20 protein-coding genes are annotated in these 20,653 nt (G+C 74.3%); 12 read left to right on the top strand and 8 right to left on the bottom strand.

The genetic code is table 11. From position 1 onward, the window contains the following. Window positions 1-110 precede the first annotated feature (110 nt). From ACZ6O2_RS12165 to ACZ6O2_RS12150, 4 genes are all read right to left on the bottom strand, one after another. Complete coding sequence (locus ACZ6O2_RS12165; RefSeq protein ID WP_466022842.1) at window positions 111-2,900, bottom strand: hypothetical protein; 2,790 nt, start codon at window positions 2,898-2,900, stop codon at window positions 111-113. 76 nt (window positions 2,901-2,976) lie between these two features. Further along, a complete protein-coding gene (locus tag ACZ6O2_RS12160) occupies window positions 2,977-3,249 on the bottom strand; it encodes a cupin domain-containing protein (RefSeq protein WP_466022841.1) in 273 nt (90 codons plus the stop codon). A gap of 26 nt (window positions 3,250-3,275) precedes the next feature. Continuing rightward, a complete protein-coding gene (locus ACZ6O2_RS12155; protein WP_466022848.1) occupies window positions 3,276-4,226 on the bottom strand; it encodes an LLM class F420-dependent oxidoreductase in 951 nt (316 codons plus the stop codon). Window positions 4,227-4,228: 2 nt separating this feature from the next. Further along, window positions 4,229-5,014 (bottom strand): ABC transporter ATP-binding protein, encoded by a 786-nt coding sequence (locus tag ACZ6O2_RS12150; RefSeq protein ID WP_350704120.1) that lies wholly within the window; start codon window positions 5,012-5,014, stop codon window positions 4,229-4,231. Between the two features lie 312 nt (window positions 5,015-5,326). Between ACZ6O2_RS12150 and ACZ6O2_RS12145 the strand changes: the two genes are divergently transcribed. After that, window positions 5,327-6,355: an ABC transporter substrate-binding protein gene (locus ACZ6O2_RS12145; protein WP_466022840.1), complete on the top strand. Its 1,029-nt coding sequence runs from the start codon at window positions 5,327-5,329 to the stop codon at window positions 6,353-6,355. A 181-nt stretch (window positions 6,356-6,536) separates the two neighbouring features. Continuing rightward, window positions 6,537-7,352 (top strand): ABC transporter permease, encoded by an 816-nt coding sequence (locus tag ACZ6O2_RS12140; protein ID WP_466022847.1) that lies wholly within the window; start codon window positions 6,537-6,539, stop codon window positions 7,350-7,352. A 191-nt stretch (window positions 7,353-7,543) separates the two neighbouring features. Here the strand turns inward: ACZ6O2_RS12140 and ACZ6O2_RS12135 are convergent, their stop codons facing one another. After that, window positions 7,544-8,725, bottom strand: coding sequence for an ABC transporter substrate-binding protein (locus ACZ6O2_RS12135; protein ID WP_466022839.1), 1,182 nt, complete (start codon window positions 8,723-8,725; stop codon window positions 7,544-7,546). A 449-nt stretch (window positions 8,726-9,174) separates the two neighbouring features. Between ACZ6O2_RS12135 and ACZ6O2_RS12130 the strand changes: the two genes are divergently transcribed. From ACZ6O2_RS12130 to ACZ6O2_RS12115, 4 genes are all read left to right on the top strand, one after another. Beyond that, the gene (locus tag ACZ6O2_RS12130) at window positions 9,175-12,309 is read left to right on the top strand and encodes a sensor histidine kinase (protein WP_466022838.1); all 3,135 of its coding nucleotides are present in this window, start codon (window positions 9,175-9,177) and stop codon (window positions 12,307-12,309) included. Next, on the top strand, window positions 12,306-12,713 hold the full coding sequence (locus ACZ6O2_RS12125) for a roadblock/LC7 domain-containing protein (RefSeq protein ID WP_067359650.1): 408 nt from the start codon (window positions 12,306-12,308) through the stop codon (window positions 12,711-12,713). The genes ACZ6O2_RS12130 and ACZ6O2_RS12125 overlap by 4 nt, the downstream gene beginning before the upstream one ends. 86 nt (window positions 12,714-12,799) lie before the next feature. After that, window positions 12,800-13,165, top strand: coding sequence for a DUF742 domain-containing protein (locus tag ACZ6O2_RS12120; RefSeq protein WP_350704113.1), 366 nt, complete (start codon window positions 12,800-12,802; stop codon window positions 13,163-13,165). After that, the gene (locus ACZ6O2_RS12115) at window positions 13,146-13,769 is read left to right on the top strand and encodes a GTP-binding protein (protein ID WP_350704111.1); all 624 of its coding nucleotides are present in this window, start codon (window positions 13,146-13,148) and stop codon (window positions 13,767-13,769) included. The genes ACZ6O2_RS12120 and ACZ6O2_RS12115 overlap by 20 nt, the downstream gene beginning before the upstream one ends. Window positions 13,770-13,835: 66 nt before the next feature. Here the strand turns inward: ACZ6O2_RS12115 and ACZ6O2_RS12110 are convergent, their stop codons facing one another. Together ACZ6O2_RS12110 and nirD are read right to left on the bottom strand one after the other, a co-directional pair. After that, the gene (locus tag ACZ6O2_RS12110) at window positions 13,836-14,924 is read right to left on the bottom strand and encodes a uroporphyrinogen-III synthase (protein WP_350704110.1); all 1,089 of its coding nucleotides are present in this window, start codon (window positions 14,922-14,924) and stop codon (window positions 13,836-13,838) included. Continuing rightward, entirely contained in the window at window positions 14,925-15,275 is a 351-nt protein-coding gene (gene nirD / locus ACZ6O2_RS12105) for a nitrite reductase small subunit NirD (protein WP_466022846.1), read from the bottom strand. It lies immediately after the preceding gene. Between the two features lie 209 nt (window positions 15,276-15,484). On the opposite strand from nirD, the gene ACZ6O2_RS12100 reads away from it, so the two are divergent. The 6 genes from ACZ6O2_RS12100 (at window position 15,485) to glmM (ending at window position 19,794) form a co-directional block, all read left to right on the top strand. After that, on the top strand, window positions 15,485-16,201 hold the full coding sequence (locus ACZ6O2_RS12100) for a methyltransferase domain-containing protein (RefSeq protein ID WP_466022837.1): 717 nt from the start codon (window positions 15,485-15,487) through the stop codon (window positions 16,199-16,201). A gap of 202 nt (window positions 16,202-16,403) precedes the next feature. Next, entirely contained in the window at window positions 16,404-16,661 is a 258-nt protein-coding gene (locus ACZ6O2_RS12095; RefSeq protein WP_466022836.1) for a DUF6364 family protein, read from the top strand. After that, window positions 16,651-16,944 carry a type II toxin-antitoxin system PemK/MazF family toxin gene (locus ACZ6O2_RS12090; RefSeq protein ID WP_350680954.1) on the top strand — a complete coding sequence of 98 codons (294 nt, stop codon included), beginning with the start codon at window positions 16,651-16,653 and terminating at the stop codon, window positions 16,942-16,944. The genes ACZ6O2_RS12095 and ACZ6O2_RS12090 overlap by 11 nt, the downstream gene beginning before the upstream one ends. Window positions 16,945-17,397: 453 nt before the next feature. After that, window positions 17,398-17,841, top strand: coding sequence for a 50S ribosomal protein L13 (rplM, locus tag ACZ6O2_RS12085; protein ID WP_350704107.1), 444 nt, complete (start codon window positions 17,398-17,400; stop codon window positions 17,839-17,841). Window positions 17,842-17,861: 20 nt separating this feature from the next. Further along, window positions 17,862-18,329: a 30S ribosomal protein S9 gene (gene rpsI, locus ACZ6O2_RS12080; protein ID WP_350680952.1), complete on the top strand. Its 468-nt coding sequence runs from the start codon at window positions 17,862-17,864 to the stop codon at window positions 18,327-18,329. Window positions 18,330-18,438: 109 nt separating this feature from the next. Next, window positions 18,439-19,794, top strand: a complete 1,356-nt coding sequence (glmM, locus tag ACZ6O2_RS12075; protein ID WP_350704106.1) for a phosphoglucosamine mutase — start codon at window positions 18,439-18,441, stop codon at window positions 19,792-19,794. 109 nt (window positions 19,795-19,903) lie between these two features. Here the strand turns inward: glmM and ACZ6O2_RS12070 are convergent, their stop codons facing one another. Then, entirely contained in the window at window positions 19,904-20,653 is a 750-nt protein-coding gene (locus ACZ6O2_RS12070) for an ABC transporter ATP-binding protein (protein ID WP_466022835.1), read from the bottom strand.

The following is a 20,653-nucleotide window of genomic DNA, read 5'->3' as shown; positions in this document are numbered from 1 at the left end:
CCCCCCCCCCCCCCCCCCCCCCCCCCCCCCCCCCCCCCCCCCCCCCCCCCCCCCCCCCCCCCCCCCCCCCCCCCCCCCCCCCCCCCCCCCCCGCTCGGGCTGGGGCCCAGTCAGTCGCGATGGTGGCGGCCGGTGGACCGCAACGACCGCCGACCGCTCCCCTGCTCGGGCTCGTTGTCCGCGGTCGGACCGCTCAGGCCGGCGACCCAGTCCACGTATTCCTCGTCCTGTGCCGTCAGCGGCTCGGACTCCCGGTCCGCCGGAGCGTCCTCGGCCCGGGACCGGTTGCGCCGGAACAGCCCCAGCCGACCACGTGTCCGGCCCTCGGGCTGCTCGGCCGGGCCGCCCGACGCCGCGCCGTCGGCCGGCGTCTCGGGCGCCTCGGCGGCAGCGGTCCCGTTCCCCGACGCGGCGTCCACCGGCGCCGGCGTGGGGCCCCCGGGTCGCGCGGTGGCGAGGGCGTCCCAGTTCGCCGCCCGGGCCAGGTCGGGCAGCGGGGCCCGGTGCCGGGGCCGGGGCGCCGGCTCGGGCGTGGGCCCCGCGGCGGCCGGGCGGGGCGCGTCGAGGGCGTCGTCGGGCCCGACCCGGGGCGCTGTCGGCCACGCCGGTCCGGACTGCCAGGGCGGCCGGAACGCCCGATCCGGCTCGCCGACCCGCCCGGTCGCCGGCTCGTCGGCGGGGAAGAGTGGCACCGCGTGCGGATCGCTGGCGTCCGGCTCGTGGGAGTTGGCCCTGGACGTCGTGCCGAACAGGTCGGTGGCCCCGGCGGTCGGGGCGGCTCCGTCGATCCGCTCCGCTTCGTCGATCCGCTCCGCTTCGGTGGCCGGACCGACTTGGGTGGTGGAACCGAGTTCGCTGGTCGGACCAGGTTCGGTGGCCGGCCCGGCTTCGGTGGCCGGCCCGGCTTCGCTGGTCGGACCGACTTCGGTGGTCGGACCCACCTCGGTGGTCGGGGCCGGGCCGGCGGCACTGCTCGCCGTCTGAGCGGTTGTGTCGGCCCCGGCGGGCCCTGTCCCTGCCGCAGCGGTGGTCGCTGCCGCAGCCCCAGCCCCGGGGCGCGGCGTCGCCGGTGGGGGAGCCGGATCGGCGGGGGAGTCGATGACTGCGGGCGTCGGGTCGGCGCTGTTCGCCGCCGCGGCCGCCGGCTGTTTCGTCGACCGGGGCTTGCGGGTGCGGCGGGGCTTGGGGGCGGCCGGGACGGTCGGCGGCGCGGGGGGCGGGGCGGCCTCGGCCGCAACCGGTGGGTGCTCGCCCGCAGCCGTACGGGCCTGGGCGCCCTCGTCAGCGCGGTGCTGCCTGGCGGCGGGCACGGCCTCCACCGGGGGCGGCGATCCGGCCGCTCCCGTCGCGTCCGTAACCGCCGGTACCGGCGATCCCGCCGTATCCGTCGCCGCTGGCGACTCGGCCGATCCCGCCACATCCGTCGCCGCCGATGACTCGGCAGCGGCCACCGCATCCGTTGTCGTCCGCGACCTGGCCGGGTGTGCCGCTTCGGCGACCGTCGGGGCCGGCGATCGCGGTGGGGGCACCGTATCCGTCTCTGGGTGCGCCGCGTCCGTGATCGGCGGGGGTGGTGATCCGGTAGCGGGCGCGGCGTCCGTTGTCGCCGGTGACCCGGCTGCCTGCGCCGCGTCCGTGACCGTCGGAGGTGGCGACCCGGCAGAAGCCAGCGCGTCCGTGATCGGCGAGGATGGCGACTCGGCAGAGGCCGCCGCGTCCGTGACCGCCGGGGGCGGCGATCCCGCGGCCCGGTCCGGGGCCACGGAAGTCGGGGCCGGAGCGGCGGCGGGTGTCGTCGGGACGGTGGTGCCGTCGGCCGGCCAGTCCCAGTGCGCCGGGACGGCCCGGGGCGGCGGGGCGTCGTCGCCGGCGGTCCCGCCGGAGTCCGTACCCCCATGCCGGTCGGCGGCGACGCGCCCGGCGTCGGCCAGGTCGACCGTCGCCGGCTCGTCGGCCCCGGCGGCCGGCTCCGGGGCGTGCGGCAGCGCCCCGGCGGGCAGCGGGCGCAGGATGTCGGTCGGCTCGATGGCGCCGCCGGGGGCGGTGCGCGTGACGAGCGGCCAGCGCAGCAGCGCGGCGGCGGCCGAACCGAGCGCGCCGGTGGCCACCGCGAACAACGCCCCGTAGTACGGCGTGAGCTGGTAGCGGTCGGTCGCGTCGCCCGGACCGGCGGTCAGGTAGGCGAACGCCACCAGCACCGGACCCACCACCCCGATCGTGCCGCTGACCAGCGGCGGGTGGCCGCGCCACCGGGCCAGCCCGCCGGTCGCCGCGCCGGCGAGCAGCGCCACCAGGGGCAGGATCACCAGGGCCAGTCGCTGGGCCGCGCCGGCGTCGAGCCAGGCCGGCTCCAGCACCCCGAGTCGTACGCTGGGCAGCGGCCCGGTCGAGGCGACCGACGGCGCCGTCGACAGCAGCGCCAGCAGCCAGACCGCGCCCGCGACCGCCGCCATGTTCCATCCCACCGGCGGCCGGAGCAGGACGGCGAGTGCGGCGCCCGCGCCGGCCAGCGCGCCGAGGATGGCGCAGATGCCGACGGCCCAGACCGGGTCCATCGCGACGAGTTCGGCGGCCCGGGCGGGCTGCATGCAGAGCGGCGCGACGACGGTCGCGCCCAGCGCGGCGCCGCTGGCGACGGCGAGGTGGCGGCCGGTGCCGGCCACCATGCCGTCCCGGCGGGCGAGGCGTTCGGTGAGCACCGCGCCGACCACGGCGGCGCTGGCGGCGAACCAGCCCGCCCAGACGAGCTGGGCCGGCCAATGGTTGACGGTGGCGCCGGTGAAGGTGCCGCCGAGCCGGACAATGCCGAAGCCGAACGCGACGCCGAGCTGACCGGCCCCGGCCAGCAGGCTCACCCCGAGCGCCGTGAGCAGCAGTCTGCCCCAGGTCCGATAGGCCATGTCCGGCACGTTACGCACCTGTTGGGCAGGTCGCCACCGGCGCGCCGCGAGCGGGGTCGACCCGCCCGGCCAGCGGTTACTTCAGCTCGACCAGCCGCGGCAGGCACGTCGTGTCGCCGACGTTGGTCGACATGTGCCCGGCGCCCGGGTCCCGGTGGACCACCCCGCCGGTCGGCTCGTCGGCGTCGATCGTGGTCCCGTCGATCGTCTGCACGACGTCCTTCGCGCCCTGGACCGCCACCACCGGGTACGGGTGGTCGTGCCGGTGCAGCGGCTGCTGCTCGCCCGGCTCCAGCCGGATGTGCCACACCCGGACCCGGTCGTTCCCGTACACGATCTCCTGGCCCACCGGGCCGAGTTAGAGCTGCGCGTCGGTCACCGGGTTGCGTCCAGCCGAGGGAGCACCTCGGCGGCGATGAGCTCCAGGTGGTCGAGGTCCGCGAGGTCGATCAGCCGAAGGTGCACCCGCGTGGCTCCGATCGCGGCGAACTCCCCGATCCGGTCGACGAGCTGCGCGGGCGAGCCGACCACCGGGTCCTCCGGCGGCAGCGCGCTCTTGACGTGCAGCGGGGCGGCCCGGCGCTGCGCCTCGGCGTCGGTACGGCCGATGGCGACCAGGATCCCGGCGGAGAGCGTCAGCGGGCCGCGCCCCGAATCGGCCCGGCCGGCCCGGTCGCAGGCCTCCCGCACCCGCTCGTACGCCTCGGCGGTCTCGTCGACGGCCTTGAACGGCACGTTGAACTCGTCGGCGTACCGGGCGGCGAGGTCGGGGGTGCGCTTCGGGCCGCGTCCGCCGACGATGACCGTCGGCCCGGGCACCTGCACGGGCTTCGGCAGCGCGGGGGCGTCGACCAGCCGGTAGTGGTCGCCGGTGAAGCTGTACGTCTCGCCCGGCGGGGTCCGCCACAGCCCGGTGATGACCTCCAGCTGCTCGGCCAGCCGGTCGAAGCGCTCGCCGATCCGCGGGAACGGGATGCCGTAGGAGTTGTGCTCCCGCTCGTACCAGCCGGCGCCGATGCCCAGCTCGACCCGGCCGCCGCTCATCTGGTCGACCTGGGCCACCATCACCGCCAGCGGGCCGGGCAGCCGGAAGGTCGCCGACGTGACCAGGGTGCCGAGCCGGATCCGGGTGGTCTCCCGGGCCAGTGCGGCCAGGGTCAGCCAGGCGTCGGTCGGGCCGGGCAGCCCCGGCTCGTCGCCCATCGCCTGGTAGTGGTCGGCGCGGAAGAAGCCGTCGAACCCGCCGGCCTCGGCCAGCCGGGCGAAGCGGAGCTGGTCGTCGTAGGTGGCGCCCCGGTGCGGCTCCGTGAAGACGGTGACCCGCATGCTCATCGCCCCTCAGTGCCGGCCGCCGCCGGCAGGTCCCGCTCCATGAGGAGCTCGTGCAGGTCGGCGCTGACCCGGGCGACGTCCGCCAGGTGCGCGTTGCGGCCGAGCGTGCGCGGCCGGGGGATGTCCACGTCGACCACCTTGCGGATCCGGCCGGGCCGGGGGCTGAGCACGACCACCCGGTCGGCCAGCAGCACCGCCTCGTCGATCGAGTGGGTGACGAAGACGACGGTGGCCTGGGACTCCATGTGTACCCGCTGGAGTTCGCCGGAGAGTTCCTCGCGGGTGAGCGCGTCGAGCGCGGAGAACGGCTCGTCCATCAGCATCACCCGGGGCTCGCCGATCAGCGACCGGCACAGCGAGACCCGCTGCTGCATGCCGCCGGAGAGCTCGTGCGGCAGCCGCTTCTCGAAGCCGCCCAGCCCGGCGAGTTCCAGCAGCTCCCGGGCCCGTTCGCGGTGCTTCGCCCGCTTCCAACCGAAGATCTCCACGGGGAGCAGGACGTTGTCCAGCACGGTGCGCCAGGGGAGCAGGGCCGGCCGCTGGAACAGCATGGCGATGTCGGGGCGGGGCCTGGTGATCGGCGTACCGGCCACGGTGATCTCGCCGTCGGACACCGGCAGGAGGCCGGCGATCAGGCGCAGCAGCGTGGACTTGCCGCACCCGGAGCGGCCGAGCACCGCCACGAACTCGCCATCGGCGACGTGCAGGTCGATGCCGCGCAGCGCCTCCACCCGGCCACTGCGGCCGTCGAAGGTGCGGGACACCCCGGACAGGCGGATCATCTCCGGCGGCCTCCCTGAGTCTGTGATCAGCAGTCGCGGCACAGGGTATCCGGCCTGCCCGCACGTCGCATCGTCCGGGGTGGATCACCTGGCCGATCCGCAGTGGATGGCGGCGGGCCGTCACGGGCGGACACGAGTTGTGTCCGTACCGCAACCCGATACGGCTGGCACCGCAAAGGTTGTTTTCTCGTACGCTGTGCCCGCGATGGATCCCCTCACGACGGTGGAGCCGGCAACCCCTCCGCCGGCCCGCCGGACAACCCCCACCGGGCGGCGGCGAGCCGTACCGGTCGGAAAGGACATGGTGTACTGATGAGAAGGCTGACCCGTACGGTCGCCACAGCCGCGCTGGCCACCGCCCTCGCCCTGGTCTCCGCGTGCAGCGGCTCGGACTCCGGCGACGGCGCCAAGGGCGGCAACGGCGGGGCGCTGGAGAAGGTGACCTACCTCACCTCGTTCGGCAACTTCGGCCGTGACTCCTACGCCTGGGTGGCGAAGGAGAAGGGCTTCTTCAAGGAGGCCGGGTTCGACGTCGAGATCAAGCCGGGGCAGGGCACCGGCATGGTGATCCAGACGATCGTCGGCGGGCAGGCCGACTTCGGCCCGATCGACCTCACCGGTGGGCTGCTCCAGTTCGGCAACGGCCAGGCCAAGGACTTCGTCGCGGTCGCCGCCATCCAGCAGCGCACCATGGCCGCCATCGCGACCGTCGAGGGCAAGGGCATCGCGTCGCCGAAGGACCTGGAGGGCAAGAAGCTCGCCGACACCCCCACCTCCGTCGTCCGCAACCTCTTCCCGACGTACGCCCGGATGGCCGGCGTGGACGCCAACAAGGTGACCTGGGTCAACGGCGAGGCGCAGGCGCTGATCGGCACCCTCGCCGCCGGCACGGTGGACGGCATCGGCCAGTTCGTCGTCGGCCAGCCCACCATCGAGACCGTGACCAAGAAGAAGGCCGTCCTGCTGCCGTACAGCAACGTGATGCAGGACCTCTACGGCAACGTGCTGATCACCTCCTCCAAGATCGCCAAGGAGAAGCCGGAGATGGTCAAGCGGTTCACGCAGGCCCTGATGAAGGGCCTCGAGTACTCGCTGGCCAACCCGCAGGAGGCGGGCAACATCCTGAAGAAGAACGTCGACGCCGCCAACCCGGCTGCCGCCGCCGCCGAGCTGCAGCTGATGGCCGGCTACGTGCGGTCCAGCAACTCCGGCACCCAGCTCGGCACGCTGGACAGCGGCCGGGTGGCCAAGAGCATCGCGATCCTGCAGGGCGCGGGCCAGCTCAAGCAGAACATCACCCCCGACCAGATCATCGACTTCAGCCTCGCGCCGAAGGCCTGATCGACGCCGACAGTGCGGCGGGGGTGTGACCCACCGGGATGACCGGAGGGCGCACCCCCGCCGCGTGCCGGCCCTGGCCGGCAGGAGAGGAGGACCCGTGACGGAGACGACAGGTACCCGGTCCGACCCGACCGAGGCGGGGCGCGAGGCCGTCGCTCCGGCCCCGGCCGGCGCGCCCGGGGTGGCGACGCCCACCACGCCGCCGGTTGCGGCGGCCGCCCGCCGGTCCGGCGTACGCCCGGCGGCGGTCGGCCTGCCGCTGCTCGGCGCGCTGATCGCGCTGACCGTCTGGTGGCTGGTCACGTCGGTGCTGGAGCTGGTGCACCCGGCGTCCCTGCCGCCGCCGCAGGCGGTGTGGAGATCGTTGACGGCGTCGGCCGACGTGCTGCTGCCGGCGCTGGGGGTGACCACCCTGCTGACGCTGGTCGGCTTCCTGCTCTCGGCGGTCGCCGGGGTGCTGATCGGGATGGCGCTGGCCGCGTCCCGCCGCGTCGAGCGGATGTTCGCGCCGCTGCTCGTGGCGGTCAACGCGGTGCCGAAGATCGCCCTCGGCCCGCTGCTGGTGGTCTCGGTCGGCTGGGGGGAGAAGCCCATCCTGACCATGGTGTTCCTGCTGTGCTTCTTCCCGATCGTGCTCTCCACCGCGACGGGTCTCACCACCACCCCGGCGGACCTGGCCGAGCTGGCCAGGTCGCTGAACGCGTCGTGGTGGCAGGCGTTCCGCAAGGTGCGCTTCCCGGCCGCGCTGCCGCAGGTCTTCGTGGGCCTCAAGGTGGCGATGCCGCTGGCCGCGATCGGCGCGGTGATCGGCGAGTTCTACTCGGACAAGCCGGGGCTGGGCTACCAGATCCTGCAGTACAACGGCATCGGCGACACCGCGACCGCCTGGGCGGCGATCGTGCTGATCGCGCTGATGAGCATCCTGCTCTACAGCGCTCTCTCCCTGGTCGAGCGGCTCGCGCTGCCCTGGGTCCGGGCCACCACGTCGGCCCGGTGACCCACGGCGGACCGGTGACCCGGGTTCGACCGGTGACTGCGGACGTCGACCGGTGACCCGGCGTCTACCGGTGACCCGGCGTCGACCGATGGCCCGCTAGACCAGCCAAGGTGTGGCCCGCCGTACCCGGCGCAGGGATCAAGCCTGACCGCCCGGAGCCGGGTACGGCGGGCCACACCGCCCCACCACCCTCACCCCGCGAGGCGCCACCGGCCGTTGCGGGCGACCAGGGTGGTCAGGGCCTGCGGCATCAGGCCGGAGTGGTTGTCCGGCGTCATCCGGATCGGGCCGGACAGGCCGTCCATCTGCGACGTCTCCAGCACGTCGCGGATGCCGTCGCGGTCCACCCGGCCGGGCTCGCCGCCGGCGCGCAGTTCGGCGTCGGCGATGAGCTGCACGGCGTCGGCCGCGAACGAGGACGAGCCGTTGTAGCCGCCGAAGCGGGCGGTGTAGTCCTGGAACCACTGCCGGCGGGCCGCCTTCGCCGGGGTGGTGGCGATGACGTCGTCGATCACCATGGTCTGGGTGAAGACCAGGGTCGCCCGCTCGGTCGCCCGGGCGGCGGTGCCGAGGAAGAGGTCGCCGGCGGCCGCCGCGTCGAAGAAGAGCGATCCCTTGAACTTGGCCTGCTGGGCCGCGGTGGCGGCGAGCGCCGCCTGCTCCGGCGAGGTCCACACCACCAGCGCGTCCGGCTCGTCCTCGGTCAGCGCCTTGATCTGCTCGCCGACCTCGGTGTCGGTGGTCTTGACCGATTCCGCGCCCGGTGGCTTGATGCCGCTCTTCGCGAACTCGCTGCGCAGCGCGGCCAGCCCCTCGCGGCCGTAGTCGTCGTCGCTGTACAGCACGCCGGCCGTCTTGACGCCCTTGCGTTGCATCTCGACGGCGAGGGCGGCGGCGCTGTCGGCCGCGTTGGGGGCGAGCTTGAACACGTACCGCCGGTCGGCGATCGGGCTGGACACCGCGCCGGACGAGGCGAGTGCAATGGTGGGAATTCGCTTCTCGTTGATGGTCCGGACGGCGCCGACCGCGCATTCGTTGCAGCCGCCCATGATGATCGCGCTGACTTGCGAATCGGCGCTGAAGTCACCGATGTTGCGCAACGACTCGGCCGGGTCCGACCGGTTGTCCTTCACCTTGAGTTCGATCCTCCGGCCGTTCAGCGCGCCCGAGGAGTTAAGTTGCTCGATCTTTAGTTCCAACGCCCGCTGGTACGCCTTGCCGGCGGTCGCCGCCGCGCCGGAGAGTTCGAGGTCCGCCGCGATGACGATGGGACTGGTGTCCTGCTCGTCCGCGCCGAACTGGCAGCCGGTGAGCGTGGTGGCCAGCACGGCCGATGCGAGCGCCGCGGCGGTCGCGGAGCGGATGGTGCTCAACTCAGTCCTCCAGATGCGGCCCGGGGCGCTGCCCGGTCACCGCCGGGTTGTTTCCGTCCTCAGTGGAGGAACGGTATCGGTCTGCCGTACGGTGTGCGCGAAGCCTGCAAAACCTTGCCAACGCCGGGCCCTGTGGTCAAGCGCGCACGTCGGAGCCGTTTCGGGACGCGCATCCCACATGGTGGGGCCGCGAGAAGTTTGCCGGCGCTCACTAATCCGACACGGATGACCACTCTGGAGTTACATGCCCTGTTCACGGGCATGAAGAATTGAAGGTATTAGTTGACCGGATCACGGGATGCGTGCCCTCCGACCGTTTCTTTCCCCACTGCGGCTTCCCAAACTGGATCGCTTCTGATGAAATCGCGGCCGTGCCGCGTGTGGCGCAGTCCGCTGCACCGGGCGCGAGTCGGCGGGGCAGGCGTGGAAGAAACGACGGAGGCGATGTCGTGAGCACCGGACCGACGACCCTGCCCGGCGGCGGCGGCGAGAGCGAGCAGTCGAAGCGCCGGAGGATGCCCCGGCTGCGCGACGCGCGGATCCGCTCCAAGCTCGCGCTGATCCTGGTGGTGCCGGTCGCCGCGGTGATCGCGCTGGCCACCGTCCGGCTCATCTCCGTCGGCGAGGGCGCCCTGGACGCGACCCAGGCCCGGGCCGTCACCGCGCTCTCCATCGACATCTCCGCGATGACCCAGGACCTGCACGCCGAGCGGATGGCGGCGTCCGCCTTCCTGGCCGCGCCGCAGCAGAAGGCCGACGCCTACAACCTGCGGGTGCGCAGCACCGACGCGCGGATCGACGCCTACCGGGCGGAGCGCGGGCGGATCGGCGAGGTGCCGGCCGCCGTCCGGAACCGGCTGGCCACCATCGACGAGCACCTGGAGACGCTGGCCGCCACCCGGCAGAAGGTGCTGGACCGCCAGCAGATGGCGGTCGCCGAGGCGGCGCTGCGCTACGGGGTCATCATCACCGACCTGGTCGCGTACGGCGACGGGCTCGCCCAGCTGCCCGGCGAGGAGCGGCTGGCCGACGCCCGGCGTGCGGTCGCCGCGTTCGCCCGCGCCAAGGCGGCCGTCGCCGAGGAGCAGTCGGTCGCCTTCACCGCGCTGAGCGCCGGCTCGCTCGACGAGGAACAGTTCTCCTCCTTCGTCGCCACCCTGACCAGCCAGCAGGAGGCGCTGCTCGCCTTCTCCCTGGCCGCCGACCCGACCCAGCGCGCCCTCGTCGACGGCACCGTCTCCGGCGACGCGGTCACCCTCGCCGACCGGGTCGCGGCCGACATCACCCGCTCGGTCGGGCAGCGCCCGCTGGTGACCGCCCAGGAGGCCACCGCCGCCTTCGGCGCGGTCAACGACCTCATGCGGTGGGCCGAGATCCGGCTCCAGGACCGGCTGCTCGACCAGGCCGACCAGGCCCGCGCGGACGTCATCCGGCAGGCCGTCGTCGAGTCGGTGCTGGTGCTGCTCACGCTCGCGATCGCGGTCAGCCTCGCCGTGGTGCTGGCCCGCTCGCTCAACCGCTCGCTGCGCCGGCTGCGGGAGGGCGCCCTCTCGGTGGCCAACCACGACCTGCCGGACGCGGTGAAGCGGCTCCAGAACGTCGGCAACGTCGGCGACGGCGGCGTCGACGAGATCGTCCGGGAGGTGCGCGACCCGATCCGGCTCGACAGCCGCGACGAGGTCGGGCAGGTGGCGCTCGCCTTCAACGTCGTGCACCGCGAGGCGGTCCGCGTGGCCGCCGAGCAGGCCGCGCTGCGCACCAGCGTCTCGGCGATGTTCCTCAACCTGGCCCGGCGCAGTCAGACCCTGGTCGACCGGATGATCGGCGAGCTGGACGCGATCGAGCGCGGTGAGGAGGACCCGAAGCGGCTGGCGCAGCTCTTCGAGCTGGACCACCTCGCCACCCGGATGCGCCGCAACGACGAGAACCTGCTCGTCCTGGCCGGCGCTGACTCGGCCGTGCCGCGCCGCGACGACGCCCTCCTGGTGGACGTGCTGCGCGCCGCGCAGTCCGAGGTCGAGCTCTACAACCGGATCGAGTTCGGCACCGTCGACACCGACATCTCGGTGGCCGCGCACGCGGTCAACGACGTGGTCCGGCTGGTCGCCGAGCTGCTCGACAACGCCACCCGCTTCTCGCCGCCGACGACGACCGTGGTCGCCGACGGCCGGCGCATCCGGGACTACGTGCTGATCCAGGTGGAGGACCGGGGCCTCGGCCTGACCGACGAGCAGTTGGACTCGCTGAACCGCCGGCTGGCGGCCCCGCCGAGCGTCGACGTCGCGGCGTTCCGGCTGATGGGTCTGGCCGTGGTCAGTCGGCTCGCCTCCCGCTACGGCATCCGGGTGGAGCTGCGTCGCAACGTGGAGGGCGGCACCGTCGCCCAGGTGACGCTCCCCGCCGCGACGGTGGTGCTGCCGCAGCTCCCCAGCCGCGACCAGCAGATCACCCGGCCCCGGCAGCCGCTCGCCGTCGAGCAGACGCCGCTCACCCCTGTCGGTCTCGGCGAGCCGCTCGCCGGAACGGGGCGTACCGCCACCCTCACCGACCAGTGGCGGTCCGCGCCAGCGCCGTGGCAGGCGCCCGAGCAGGCGCGGGACGCCGCGTCCCCGGTGCAGGCCGGCGGCCTGACCGGGACGCCGTCGGCCCCTCCGGCGACGCCGGCCCAGCCGACCTTCACCGGCGGTGGGGTCTCGGTCGGCACGCCGACCGTCGCCTACCCCGCGATCGAGCCGCTGCCCAAGCGTGTCCCCGGGGCGGAGGCCACCGCGCCGGCCGCGCCGGTGCTGCCGGCCGGCCCGACCGCCGGCCAACCGGCCACCACCCCGCTGCCGGCCGGCCCCGCCGCGGCCGGCGGATTCGGAGCAGGCGCGGGCCGCGGCCTCGGGGCCAACCTGGCTGCCACCGCCCCGACCGCGCCGATCACACCGGCCGCGCCGATCACCCCGCGCGCCGAGCTGCCGGCCGAGGCGCCCATCTTCCGCGAGATGGAGGCGGTGTGGTTCCGCTCGCACGGCAACGACGCCACCGCCATCTTCACCCGCCCGGACTTCAGCCAGCCGCCGCAGGCCCAGCCGTCCGCCGGCCAGCCGGCCACGGCCCAGCCGACGACGGGCGAGTCGCGCCCGCCACGGCTGCCCACGCGTACGCCGGGCAGCACGGCCACCCCGCCGCCCGCGCAGCCGCCGCCGGCGTACACCCCGCCGGCCCCGGCCCCGGCGCGGCCCGTGACGCTGGACGCGACCCCCGCGACGCCGGCCGCGACGCCGGTCGCGGACCCGCCGACGGCGGCGCCCGCGGCGGACGCGGACGCCTGGCGGACGGCGGCCGACGAGGGCTGGTCCCGGGCCAGCCGGGCCGCGGAGCCGGCCGCCGCCGGCACCACCCGGTCCGGGCTGCCCAAGCGGGTGCCGCAGGCGCAGCTCGTGCCCGGCGGGATCGAGCCCCAGGGCGGCCGCGACCGCAGCCGGCGCACCCCCGACGAAGTACGGGGTCTGTTGTCGGCCTACCACCGCGGCGTGCAGCGCGGCCGGGCGGCCGGAACGGACCAGAACAGCACCTCGACCAAGGAGACGAGTCGATGAACAGGCCAGCGGCCATGCAGGACATGAGTTGGTTGCTCACCAACTTCGCCGACAGCGTGGCGGGTATCGCCCACGTGGTGGCGGTGTCCGCCGACGGGCTGCTGCTCGCCTCCTCGCGGGACCTGCCCGCGGACCGGGCGGACCAGCTCGCGGCGATCACCTCGGGCGTGGTCAGCCTGACCGAGGGCGCCGCCCGGATGTTCAGCGCCGGCGGTGTGCTGCAGACGGTCATCGAGATGGACAGCGGCTACCTCTTCCTGATGTCGATCAGCGACGGCTCGTCGATGGCGGTGCTGGCGGCCCGCAGCTGCGACGTCGGGCAGGTGGGTTACGAGATGGCGCTCCTGGTGGAGCGGGTCGGCGCGGCGCTGGTGCCGCTGCCCCGGGACGCCGTGCGGTCGTAGCCGGGTTGCGACGCGGGCTCCGCGTCGGCGAGGGACGAGGAGACCGGTGCCACAAGGGCCCGGCCGGGAAAGGGAGGTGATCGCGGATGGACCAACGGCGCGCGGACCCGCGCGGCGCGCTGGTACGGCCGTACGCCGTCACCCGCGGTCGGACCGAGGCGCAGATGGACATCGCCCTGGAGGCGGTCCTGTCGGCCACCCCAACCCAGGTCGCGGAGTCCCGCTTCGCGGGGCACGACAAGCACCGCATCGCCACCGTCTGCGAGGGGCGGGCGCAGTCGCTGGCCGAGATCGCCGCGTACACCCGGATGCCGCTGGGCGTCACCCGGGTGCTGGTCGCCGACATGGTGGCCGAGAGCCTGCTGACGCTACACACTGCCGCTCCCGCCGAGGGGTTCGAGGAGCGGATGGAAATCCTTGGAAGGGTGCTAAGTGGACTTCGCAGGCTATGACCCCGCCGGGGCCCGCCAGAGCCGGGGAATCATCTCCGCGAAGATCGTGGTCGCGGGCGGCTTCGGCGTGGGAAAGACGACCCTGGTCGGCGCGATCTCGGAGATCACCCCGCTCAGGACCGAGGCGGTGATGACCGCGGCCGGGGTCGGCATCGACGACCCGTCCAAGGTGCCGGGGAAGCAGACCACCACGGTCGCCATGGACTTCGGCCGGATCACCATGGCCGAGGACCTGATCCTGTACCTCTTCGGCACGCCCGGCCAGACCCGGTTCTGGTTCATGTGGGACGAGATCATCAAGGGGGCGGTGGGCGCGGCCGTCCTCGTGGACACCCGCCGGATCACCGACGCCTTCGCGCCGCTGGACTACTTCGAGAACCGCAGGCTGCCGTACGTGGTGGCGTTGAACCGGTTCGACGGCGCGCCGCAGTACGAACTGGAGGAGGTCCGGGAGGCGCTGGCCATCTCGCCGGACGTGCCGCTGGTGTTGACCGACGCCCGGCACCGGGAGTCGGTCAAGCAGGTGCTGGTGACCGTCGTGGAGCACGCCATGATCCGCCTCCAGTCCGAGCACGGCCGCGGCTTCCCGGCTCGGGTCGGCTGAGAACGGCCACGGCTGGACGGTGCCCGTGGCCGCCCCGGTGCGGGCGGCAGGGGCCGCCCCGCCGCGTCAGTCGACCCGGAGCCGGTAGCCGCGCTTGACGACGGTCTGTACCACCCGGGGCGCCCGCAGCCCGGCGCGCAGCCGGGCGACCGCCATCTCCACCGCGTGCTCGTCGGCGCCGCGCGGCAGCGTCCGCAACAGCGCGGTCCGGGACAGCACCCGGCCGGGGGAGTGCGCCAGCGCCCGGAGCACGGCCATCGGCGCCGGGGCGAGCGGGCGCAGCTCGCCGTCGACCACGGCGGCGTGCCCGCGCAGGGTGAGCAGGTGGCCGGCCGCCCTCAGGGTGACCGTGCGGCGCGGCAGCTCGTCCACGATGGTCCGGACCAGGGCGCCCAGCCGCGCCCGGGACGGCGCGCTGACCGGCACCCCGCGCCGCAGCAGCGGCTCCGCGGTGACCGCCCCCACGCAACTGGCCAGCACGTCACGCCGGAACGCGTCCAGCACCGCGTCGCCGCGGTCCCCGGCGGCGCGCAGCAGCGCCTCCGCCGCCGGGGCCGAGGTGAACGTGACGGCGTCGACCAGCCGGCCGGCGACCAGGTCGATCAGGCGGTGCAGCGGGGCCGGGTCGGTCGGCGCCGCCCACCGGTAGACCGGCACCTCGATCACGGTGGCCCCGGCCGCCTCCAGCGCCGTCGTGCACTCCGGCTGCCGCTCGCCGTGCAGCTGCATGGCGATCACCTGCCCGGCGACGCCGCGCCGGCATAGGTGGTCGACCACCTCGTCGCAGCTCTCCGATTCCGGTGACCACTGGTCGTGCAGGCCGGCGGCGCGGATCGCCCCGCGCGCCTTCGGGCCCCGGGCCACCACGTACGCGCCGGCGAGGACGCCGCGCAGCGGCTCGGCCAGCCCCCAGCCCTCGGCGGCCGCCAGCCAGCCGCGCATCCCGATGCCGGTGTTGGCCATCAGGATGTCGGGTGGCCGGTCCAGGCAGGCCCGGGTGGCTTCGCGCAGGCCGGTGTCGTCGGCCAGCGGCACGATCCGCAGTGCCGGGGCGATCACCACCCGGGCGCCCCGCCGCCGGAGCAGCGCGGCGAGTTCGTCCCGCCGGCGGTCGGCGGTCACCCCGATGGTGAAGCCGGCCAGTTCGTCGCGCATTCACCCCTCCTGTCGCAGCCGCACCTCGACCAGACCGTCCCGGCAGCGCACCTCGTGCCGGGGCACGGCGACCCCGGGCAGGTCCAGACGGACCCCGGTGCGCAGGTCGTACGCCTGCTTGTGCAGCGGCGAGGCGACCGTCGGCACCCCGCCCCGGCTGCCGACGACGCCTCTCGACAGCACGTACGCCCGGCCGACGGGGTCGAGGTTGTCGCGGGCGAACAACCCGTCGGCGGTGCGGAAGAGGGCCACCTGCACGGCGTCGACCAGCGCCGCGACGCCCCGCTCGGGCTCCAGCCGGTCGAGCGGGCAGACGGGCCTCCAGACGCGCGTCGTGGCGGCCGGGACCATGGCGGTCGCCACCTCCCGGGGCCTCCGCTCCGGTCGAGTCGCCGCCCGTGCACCGTCCGTCATGCCGGCAAAGCGTGCCGGCGGGCGGTTTCCGGTCCGGGTCCCGTCTGTTTCGGTCCTGTCAAGAGCCCCTCACACCGCACCGGAGCGGCGAGCCGAATCGCGGCGCTTATAATGTGAGACAACTGTCCCGGGATATGGGCTGCGACATGGGTGTGAGTGCGGCCTTCGACGCGGTGGCCGGCAGCTACGACGAGGCCCGCCGGCGGCTGGTGCCCTGCTTCGACGCGTTCTACGGCACGGCCGTGGAGGTGGCCGCGCCGCCGCTGCGGGCCGCGCTGGCGTCGGGGCGTACCCCCGAGGTGCTGGACCTGGGCGCGGGCACCGGGCTGCTGTCGCTGCTGCTCGCGGCGGCGGTGCCGGGGGTGCGGCTGACCCTGGTCGACGCCGCGCCGGCCATGCTCGCGGTCGCCGCCGAGCACCTGCGGGCCCGGTCGGTGCCACACCGCACGGTGACGGCCGACCTGGCCGACCCGCTGCCCGCCGGTCGCTACGACGCGGTGGTCAGCGCGCTGGCCATCCACCACCTCGACGATGCCGGCAAGCGCACGCTCTACCGACGTGCGGCGGCGGCGTTGGTGCCCGGCGGCGTGTTCGTCAACGCCGAGCAGGTCGCCGGTCCGACCCCGGAGCTCGACCGGCGCTACCACGAGGTGTGGCTGGCGCAGGTCGCCGCGCTGGGCTCCGGCGCCGAGGAGATCGCCGCCGCCGAGGGCCGGATGGCGTACGACCGGCCGGCGCCGGTCGCCGCGCAGTGCCGCTGGCTGGCCGAGGCGGGACTGGCCGACGTCGACTGCTTCTTCAAGCAGTGGCGGTTCGCCGTGTTCGGCGGCCGACGTGGGCCCGACGCCGAGGCGGCCGGCTGACCGGGCGGCCTCGGGGACCGGACGTGTGGATGTGCGGGACTGTCGAGCTGCCCCGGTGGGCGGGGGCCGGGCTCGGCACGTTGATGCTGGCGCGGCGCACCGACCGGATGGTCGCCACGGGCCAGCCGGGGGCTTTGTCTGGTTTGCCGGCTGGCGGCGAGCGGGATGACTGCCGGTCGTACCGCTGGGTAGTCTGCACGGCATGACTGCCAAGGTGACCCTGTCGTTCTCCGACGAGACGATCGAGGAGGCCCGGCGGTTCGCCAAGCGCGAAGGGCTCTCCCTGTCGGCGTGGATGGACCAGGCGGCCCGGGAGAAGGCGCTGCGCGAGGTCTTCACCGCGCACGCCGCCGCCGTCGGCCGGGCCGGGCTCGACCTCGAGTCCGCCGCCCTCGCCGACGCCCGCGAGGTGGGCATGGTCGACGACGTGCTCCTCGGCGGGCGCCCGCGTGCTGCGTAGGGGCGAGGTCTGGCGCATCGACGGCGCCCGGGAACGGCTCGGGCTGGTGATCAGCTCCGACGTCTACAACTCCACCGACGTGCCGATCGTCATCGTGGCCGAGGTGGTCGAGGAGGCGCTGCTGCGCGACTCGCCCCTGGCGGTGCCGATGGGCGCGTACGTGGTGATGCCCGACCGGCTCTCCTCGCCGATGAAGAAGTGGTTCACCGAGTGCGTGGACGTCGCCGACACCGAGACCATGCTCCGGGTCGGCCGGGCGTTGCGCATCCTGCAACAGCTCTGACGCTCGGCGTGCCGGCGGTGCAACTCGTCGGGCTGGCGGTGCTGGCGACGGCGGGGGCCGCGTACCCCCGACTGGTGCCGGGGCCCGGGTGACCTTCGGGAACTTCGTGGCGACGGCGGCCGGCGCGTCGCTGGTGCTCTTCGCCACCCGGGAGCAGCGCGGACGCGGTGTATGTCGCCTTCGTCGTGGCGTACGCCGTGTGTTTCGGGGCGACCTGGTTGGTCTACCAGCGGCTGGGCCCGCGCCGGTCGGCCGGGGTGTGACCCCGGCTATGCTCTGTGACGGGCCAGGCGGGGCGGTACCCCGTTTTGACCTGCCGACGGGGCGGCGGGTATCGTTGCCTGCTGTTGTACGACATCCAGAGGCGTGCCGCCTGAGGTACGCTTGGTCGTTCGTGCGCGCCCGGTAACCTCGGCGCGCGACCCCAGACCGACGACGAGACAAGGTATACCTGTGCGTACGTACAGCCCGAAGCCGGGTGAGATCGAGCGTCAGTGGCACGTCATCGACGCCTCTGATGTCGTGCTGGGCCGCCTGGCCACCCACGCCGCCACGCTGCTGCGCGGCAAGCACAAGCCGACTTTCGCGCCGCACGTCGACACGGGCGACTTCGTCGTCATCGTGAACGCGGGCAAGGTGGCGCTGACCGGCAACAAGCGGCAGCAGAAGGTCGCCTACCGCCACTCCGGTTACCCGGGTGGTCTGAAGCAGGTCGGCTACGACGAGCTGCTGACCAAGCGTCCCGAGCGGGCCATCGAGCTCGCCGTCAAGGGGATGCTTCCGCACAACAAGCTCGGCCGTAAGCTCATCAAGAAGCTGAAGGTCTACGCCGGTGCCGAGCACCCGCACGGCGCGCAGCAGCCGGTGCCGTTCGAGATCAAGCAGATCGCGCAGTGAGCGCGGGCGAAGGAATCAGCATGACCGACATCACCGCCACCGAGGTTGCCCCCGAGGAGGCCACCGAGGCGCCGGCGCCCGTCGCCCGCGCGCCTCGTGGTGACCGGCCGATTCAGACCGTGGGTCGCCGCAAGGAGGCCATCGTCCGGGTCCGCATCGTGCCGGGCACCGGCAAGATCACCTGCAACGGTCGGGACCTCGAGGCCTACTTCCCGAGCAAGGTGCACCAGCAGCTGATCAAGGACCCGCTGGTCACCGCCGAGAAGCCGGAGGCGTTCGACGTCATCGCCAACCTGCGCGGCGGCGGCACCACCGGTCAGGCCGGCGCGCTCCGGCTGGCCATCGCCCGGGCCCTGATCGTCAGCGAGCCGGACGACCGTCCGGCGCTGAAGAAGGCCGGCTTCCTCACCCGGGACGCCCGGGTCAAGGAAAGCAAGAAGTACGGCCTCAAGAAGGCCCGTAAGGCTCCCCAGTACTCGAAGCGCTGACCTTCAGCGGCACGTTGTACTTCTGACGAACGGCCGGGTCGCCTCCCCTCGACGGGAGGCGGCCCGGCCGTTCGCCTTTCTCTGGACCGTTCATCGGAGGTTGGCGGGTATGGGTCGGTTGTTCGGCACGGATGGCGTACGCGGGCGGGCGAATGCGGATCTCACGCCCGAGTTGGCGCTCGCGGTGGCGGTCGCCGCCGCGCACACGCTTGCCGAGTCGGACAAGAGCCATCCCCCGCTCGCCGTGGTCGGCCGGGACACCCGGGCCAGCGGCGAGATGCTGGAGGCCGCCGTCGTGGCCGGGCTCACCAGCGCCGGCGCCAACGTGGTGCGGGTGGGCGTGCTGCCGACGCCGGCCGTGGCGTTCCTCACCGCCGAGGCCAAGGCAGACCTGGGCGTCATGCTCTCCGCCTCGCACAACCCGATGCCGGACAACGGGATCAAGCTCTTCGCCGCCGGCGGGCACAAGCTGCCCGACGAGATCGAGATGCAGATCGAGTCGGCCGTCGCGGCGAACGCCACCACCGCCTGGGAGCGGCCGATCGGCGCCGGCGTCGGCCGGGTGCACGACCTGCTCGACGGCGCCGACCACTACGTGCAGCACCTGGTCGGCACCGTGCCGCACCGTCTCGACGGGATCAAGGTCGTGGTCGACTGCGCCAACGGCGCGGCCGCCGAGGTGGCGCCGGTGGCGTACCGGGAGGCCGGGGCCGAGGTCGTCGCGATCCACGCCGAGCCCGACGGCCTGAACATCAACGACGAGTGCGGCTCCAACCACATCGAGGCCCTGCGGGCCGCCGTGGTCGAGCACGGCGCGCACCTGGGCATCGCGCACGACGGCGACGCCGACCGGTGCGTCGCGGTGACCGCCGACGGCGACGAGGTCGACGGCGACCAGGTGATGGCGATCCTCGCCCTCGCCATGCGGGAGGCCGGCACGCTGACGCAGGACACGCTGGTCGCGACCGTGATGAGCAACCTGGGCCTGCGCCTGGCGATGTCCCGCGAGGGCATCCGGCTGGTCGAGACCAAGGTCGGCGACCGGTACGTGCTGGAGGAGCTGCGGGCGTCCGGGCTGGCGCTGGGCGGCGAGCAGAGCGGCCACATCGTGATGCCCGCGTACGCCACCACCGGCGACGGCGTGCTGACCGGGCTGCACCTGATGTCGCGGATGGCGGCGACCGGCAAGTCCCTGGCCGAGCTGGCCGGCGTGCTCACCCGGCTGCCGCAGGTGCTGGTCAACGTTCCCGTCGGCGACCGCACGGTCGGCGCGGCCGCGCCCGCCGTCCGGGCCGAGGTCGAGCGGGCCGAGGCGGAGCTGGGGGAGACCGGCCGGGTGCTGCTCCGCCCGTCCGGCACCGAGCCCCTGGTCCGCGTCATGGTCGAGGCCGCCACGGAGCACGTCGCCCGCGAGACGGCCGAGCGCATCGCCGGCGCGGTGCGCGTCGCCAGCCCGACCGCCTGACTTCTCCCTTCGGTCCGGGTTCGCCGCCGGCGGGCCCGGGCCGTCGCCTTTCCGGAGCGGTCGGGAGCCGGCCTGAGTCCTCCGCCAGGGGCGGCTGCCGGCGGCCGGTCTACAGGCGCAGGCCCGCGGCGCGCCGGAAGGTGGCCGCCGGGTCCTCGCCGTCGGTGAGGTCCACGTCCTCGACGATCCGCCCGTCGCCGAGGCGGATCAGCCGGTCGCACCGGGCGGCCACCGCCCGCTCGTGGGTGGCGAGCAGGATCGTCATGCCGTGCCGGTCCCGCAGGTCCAGCAGCAGGTCGAGGATCTGCCCGCCGGTGGCCGAGTCGAGGTTGCCGGTCGGCTCGTCGGCGAGCAGCAGCCCGGGGGAGCCCATCAGCGCCCGGGCGATCGCGACCCGCTGCTGCTGACCGCCGGAGAGCTGGGCCGGCAGGGCCCGTTCCCGCCCGGCCAGGCCCACCGCGTCGAGCAGCTCCCGGGCCCGGGCGGCGTGGTCGGCCCGCCCCCGGCGGGGCAGCATCGGCGCGATCACGTTGTCCAGCACGGTCAGCGCGGGCAGCAGGTGGTAGCGCTGGAAGACGAAGCCGACCCGCTGCCGGTACCGGGTCAGGGCCGACCGGCCGAGCCCGGTGATCTCCAGTTCGTCCACGGTGACGGTGCCGCCGTCGACCTGCTCGATCGCGCCGATCATGTGCAGCAGCGTGGACTTCCCGGAGCCGCTGGGCCCGGTCAGCGCCACCACCGTCCCGGCCGGGATCTCCAGGGACACGTCGTCGATCGCGGTCACCTGCTGCGGGCCGGCCCCGAACCGTCGGACCAGCCCGGCGACCCGGACCGTGCTGCCCACCGTCGTCGTCTCCAT

The sequence above is a fragment of the Micromonospora sp. NPDC048040 genome (genome assembly GCF_055587185.1).
The sequence above is the reverse complement of the archived record's forward strand: the minus strand, read 5'-3'. Positions and strand labels throughout refer to the sequence as shown.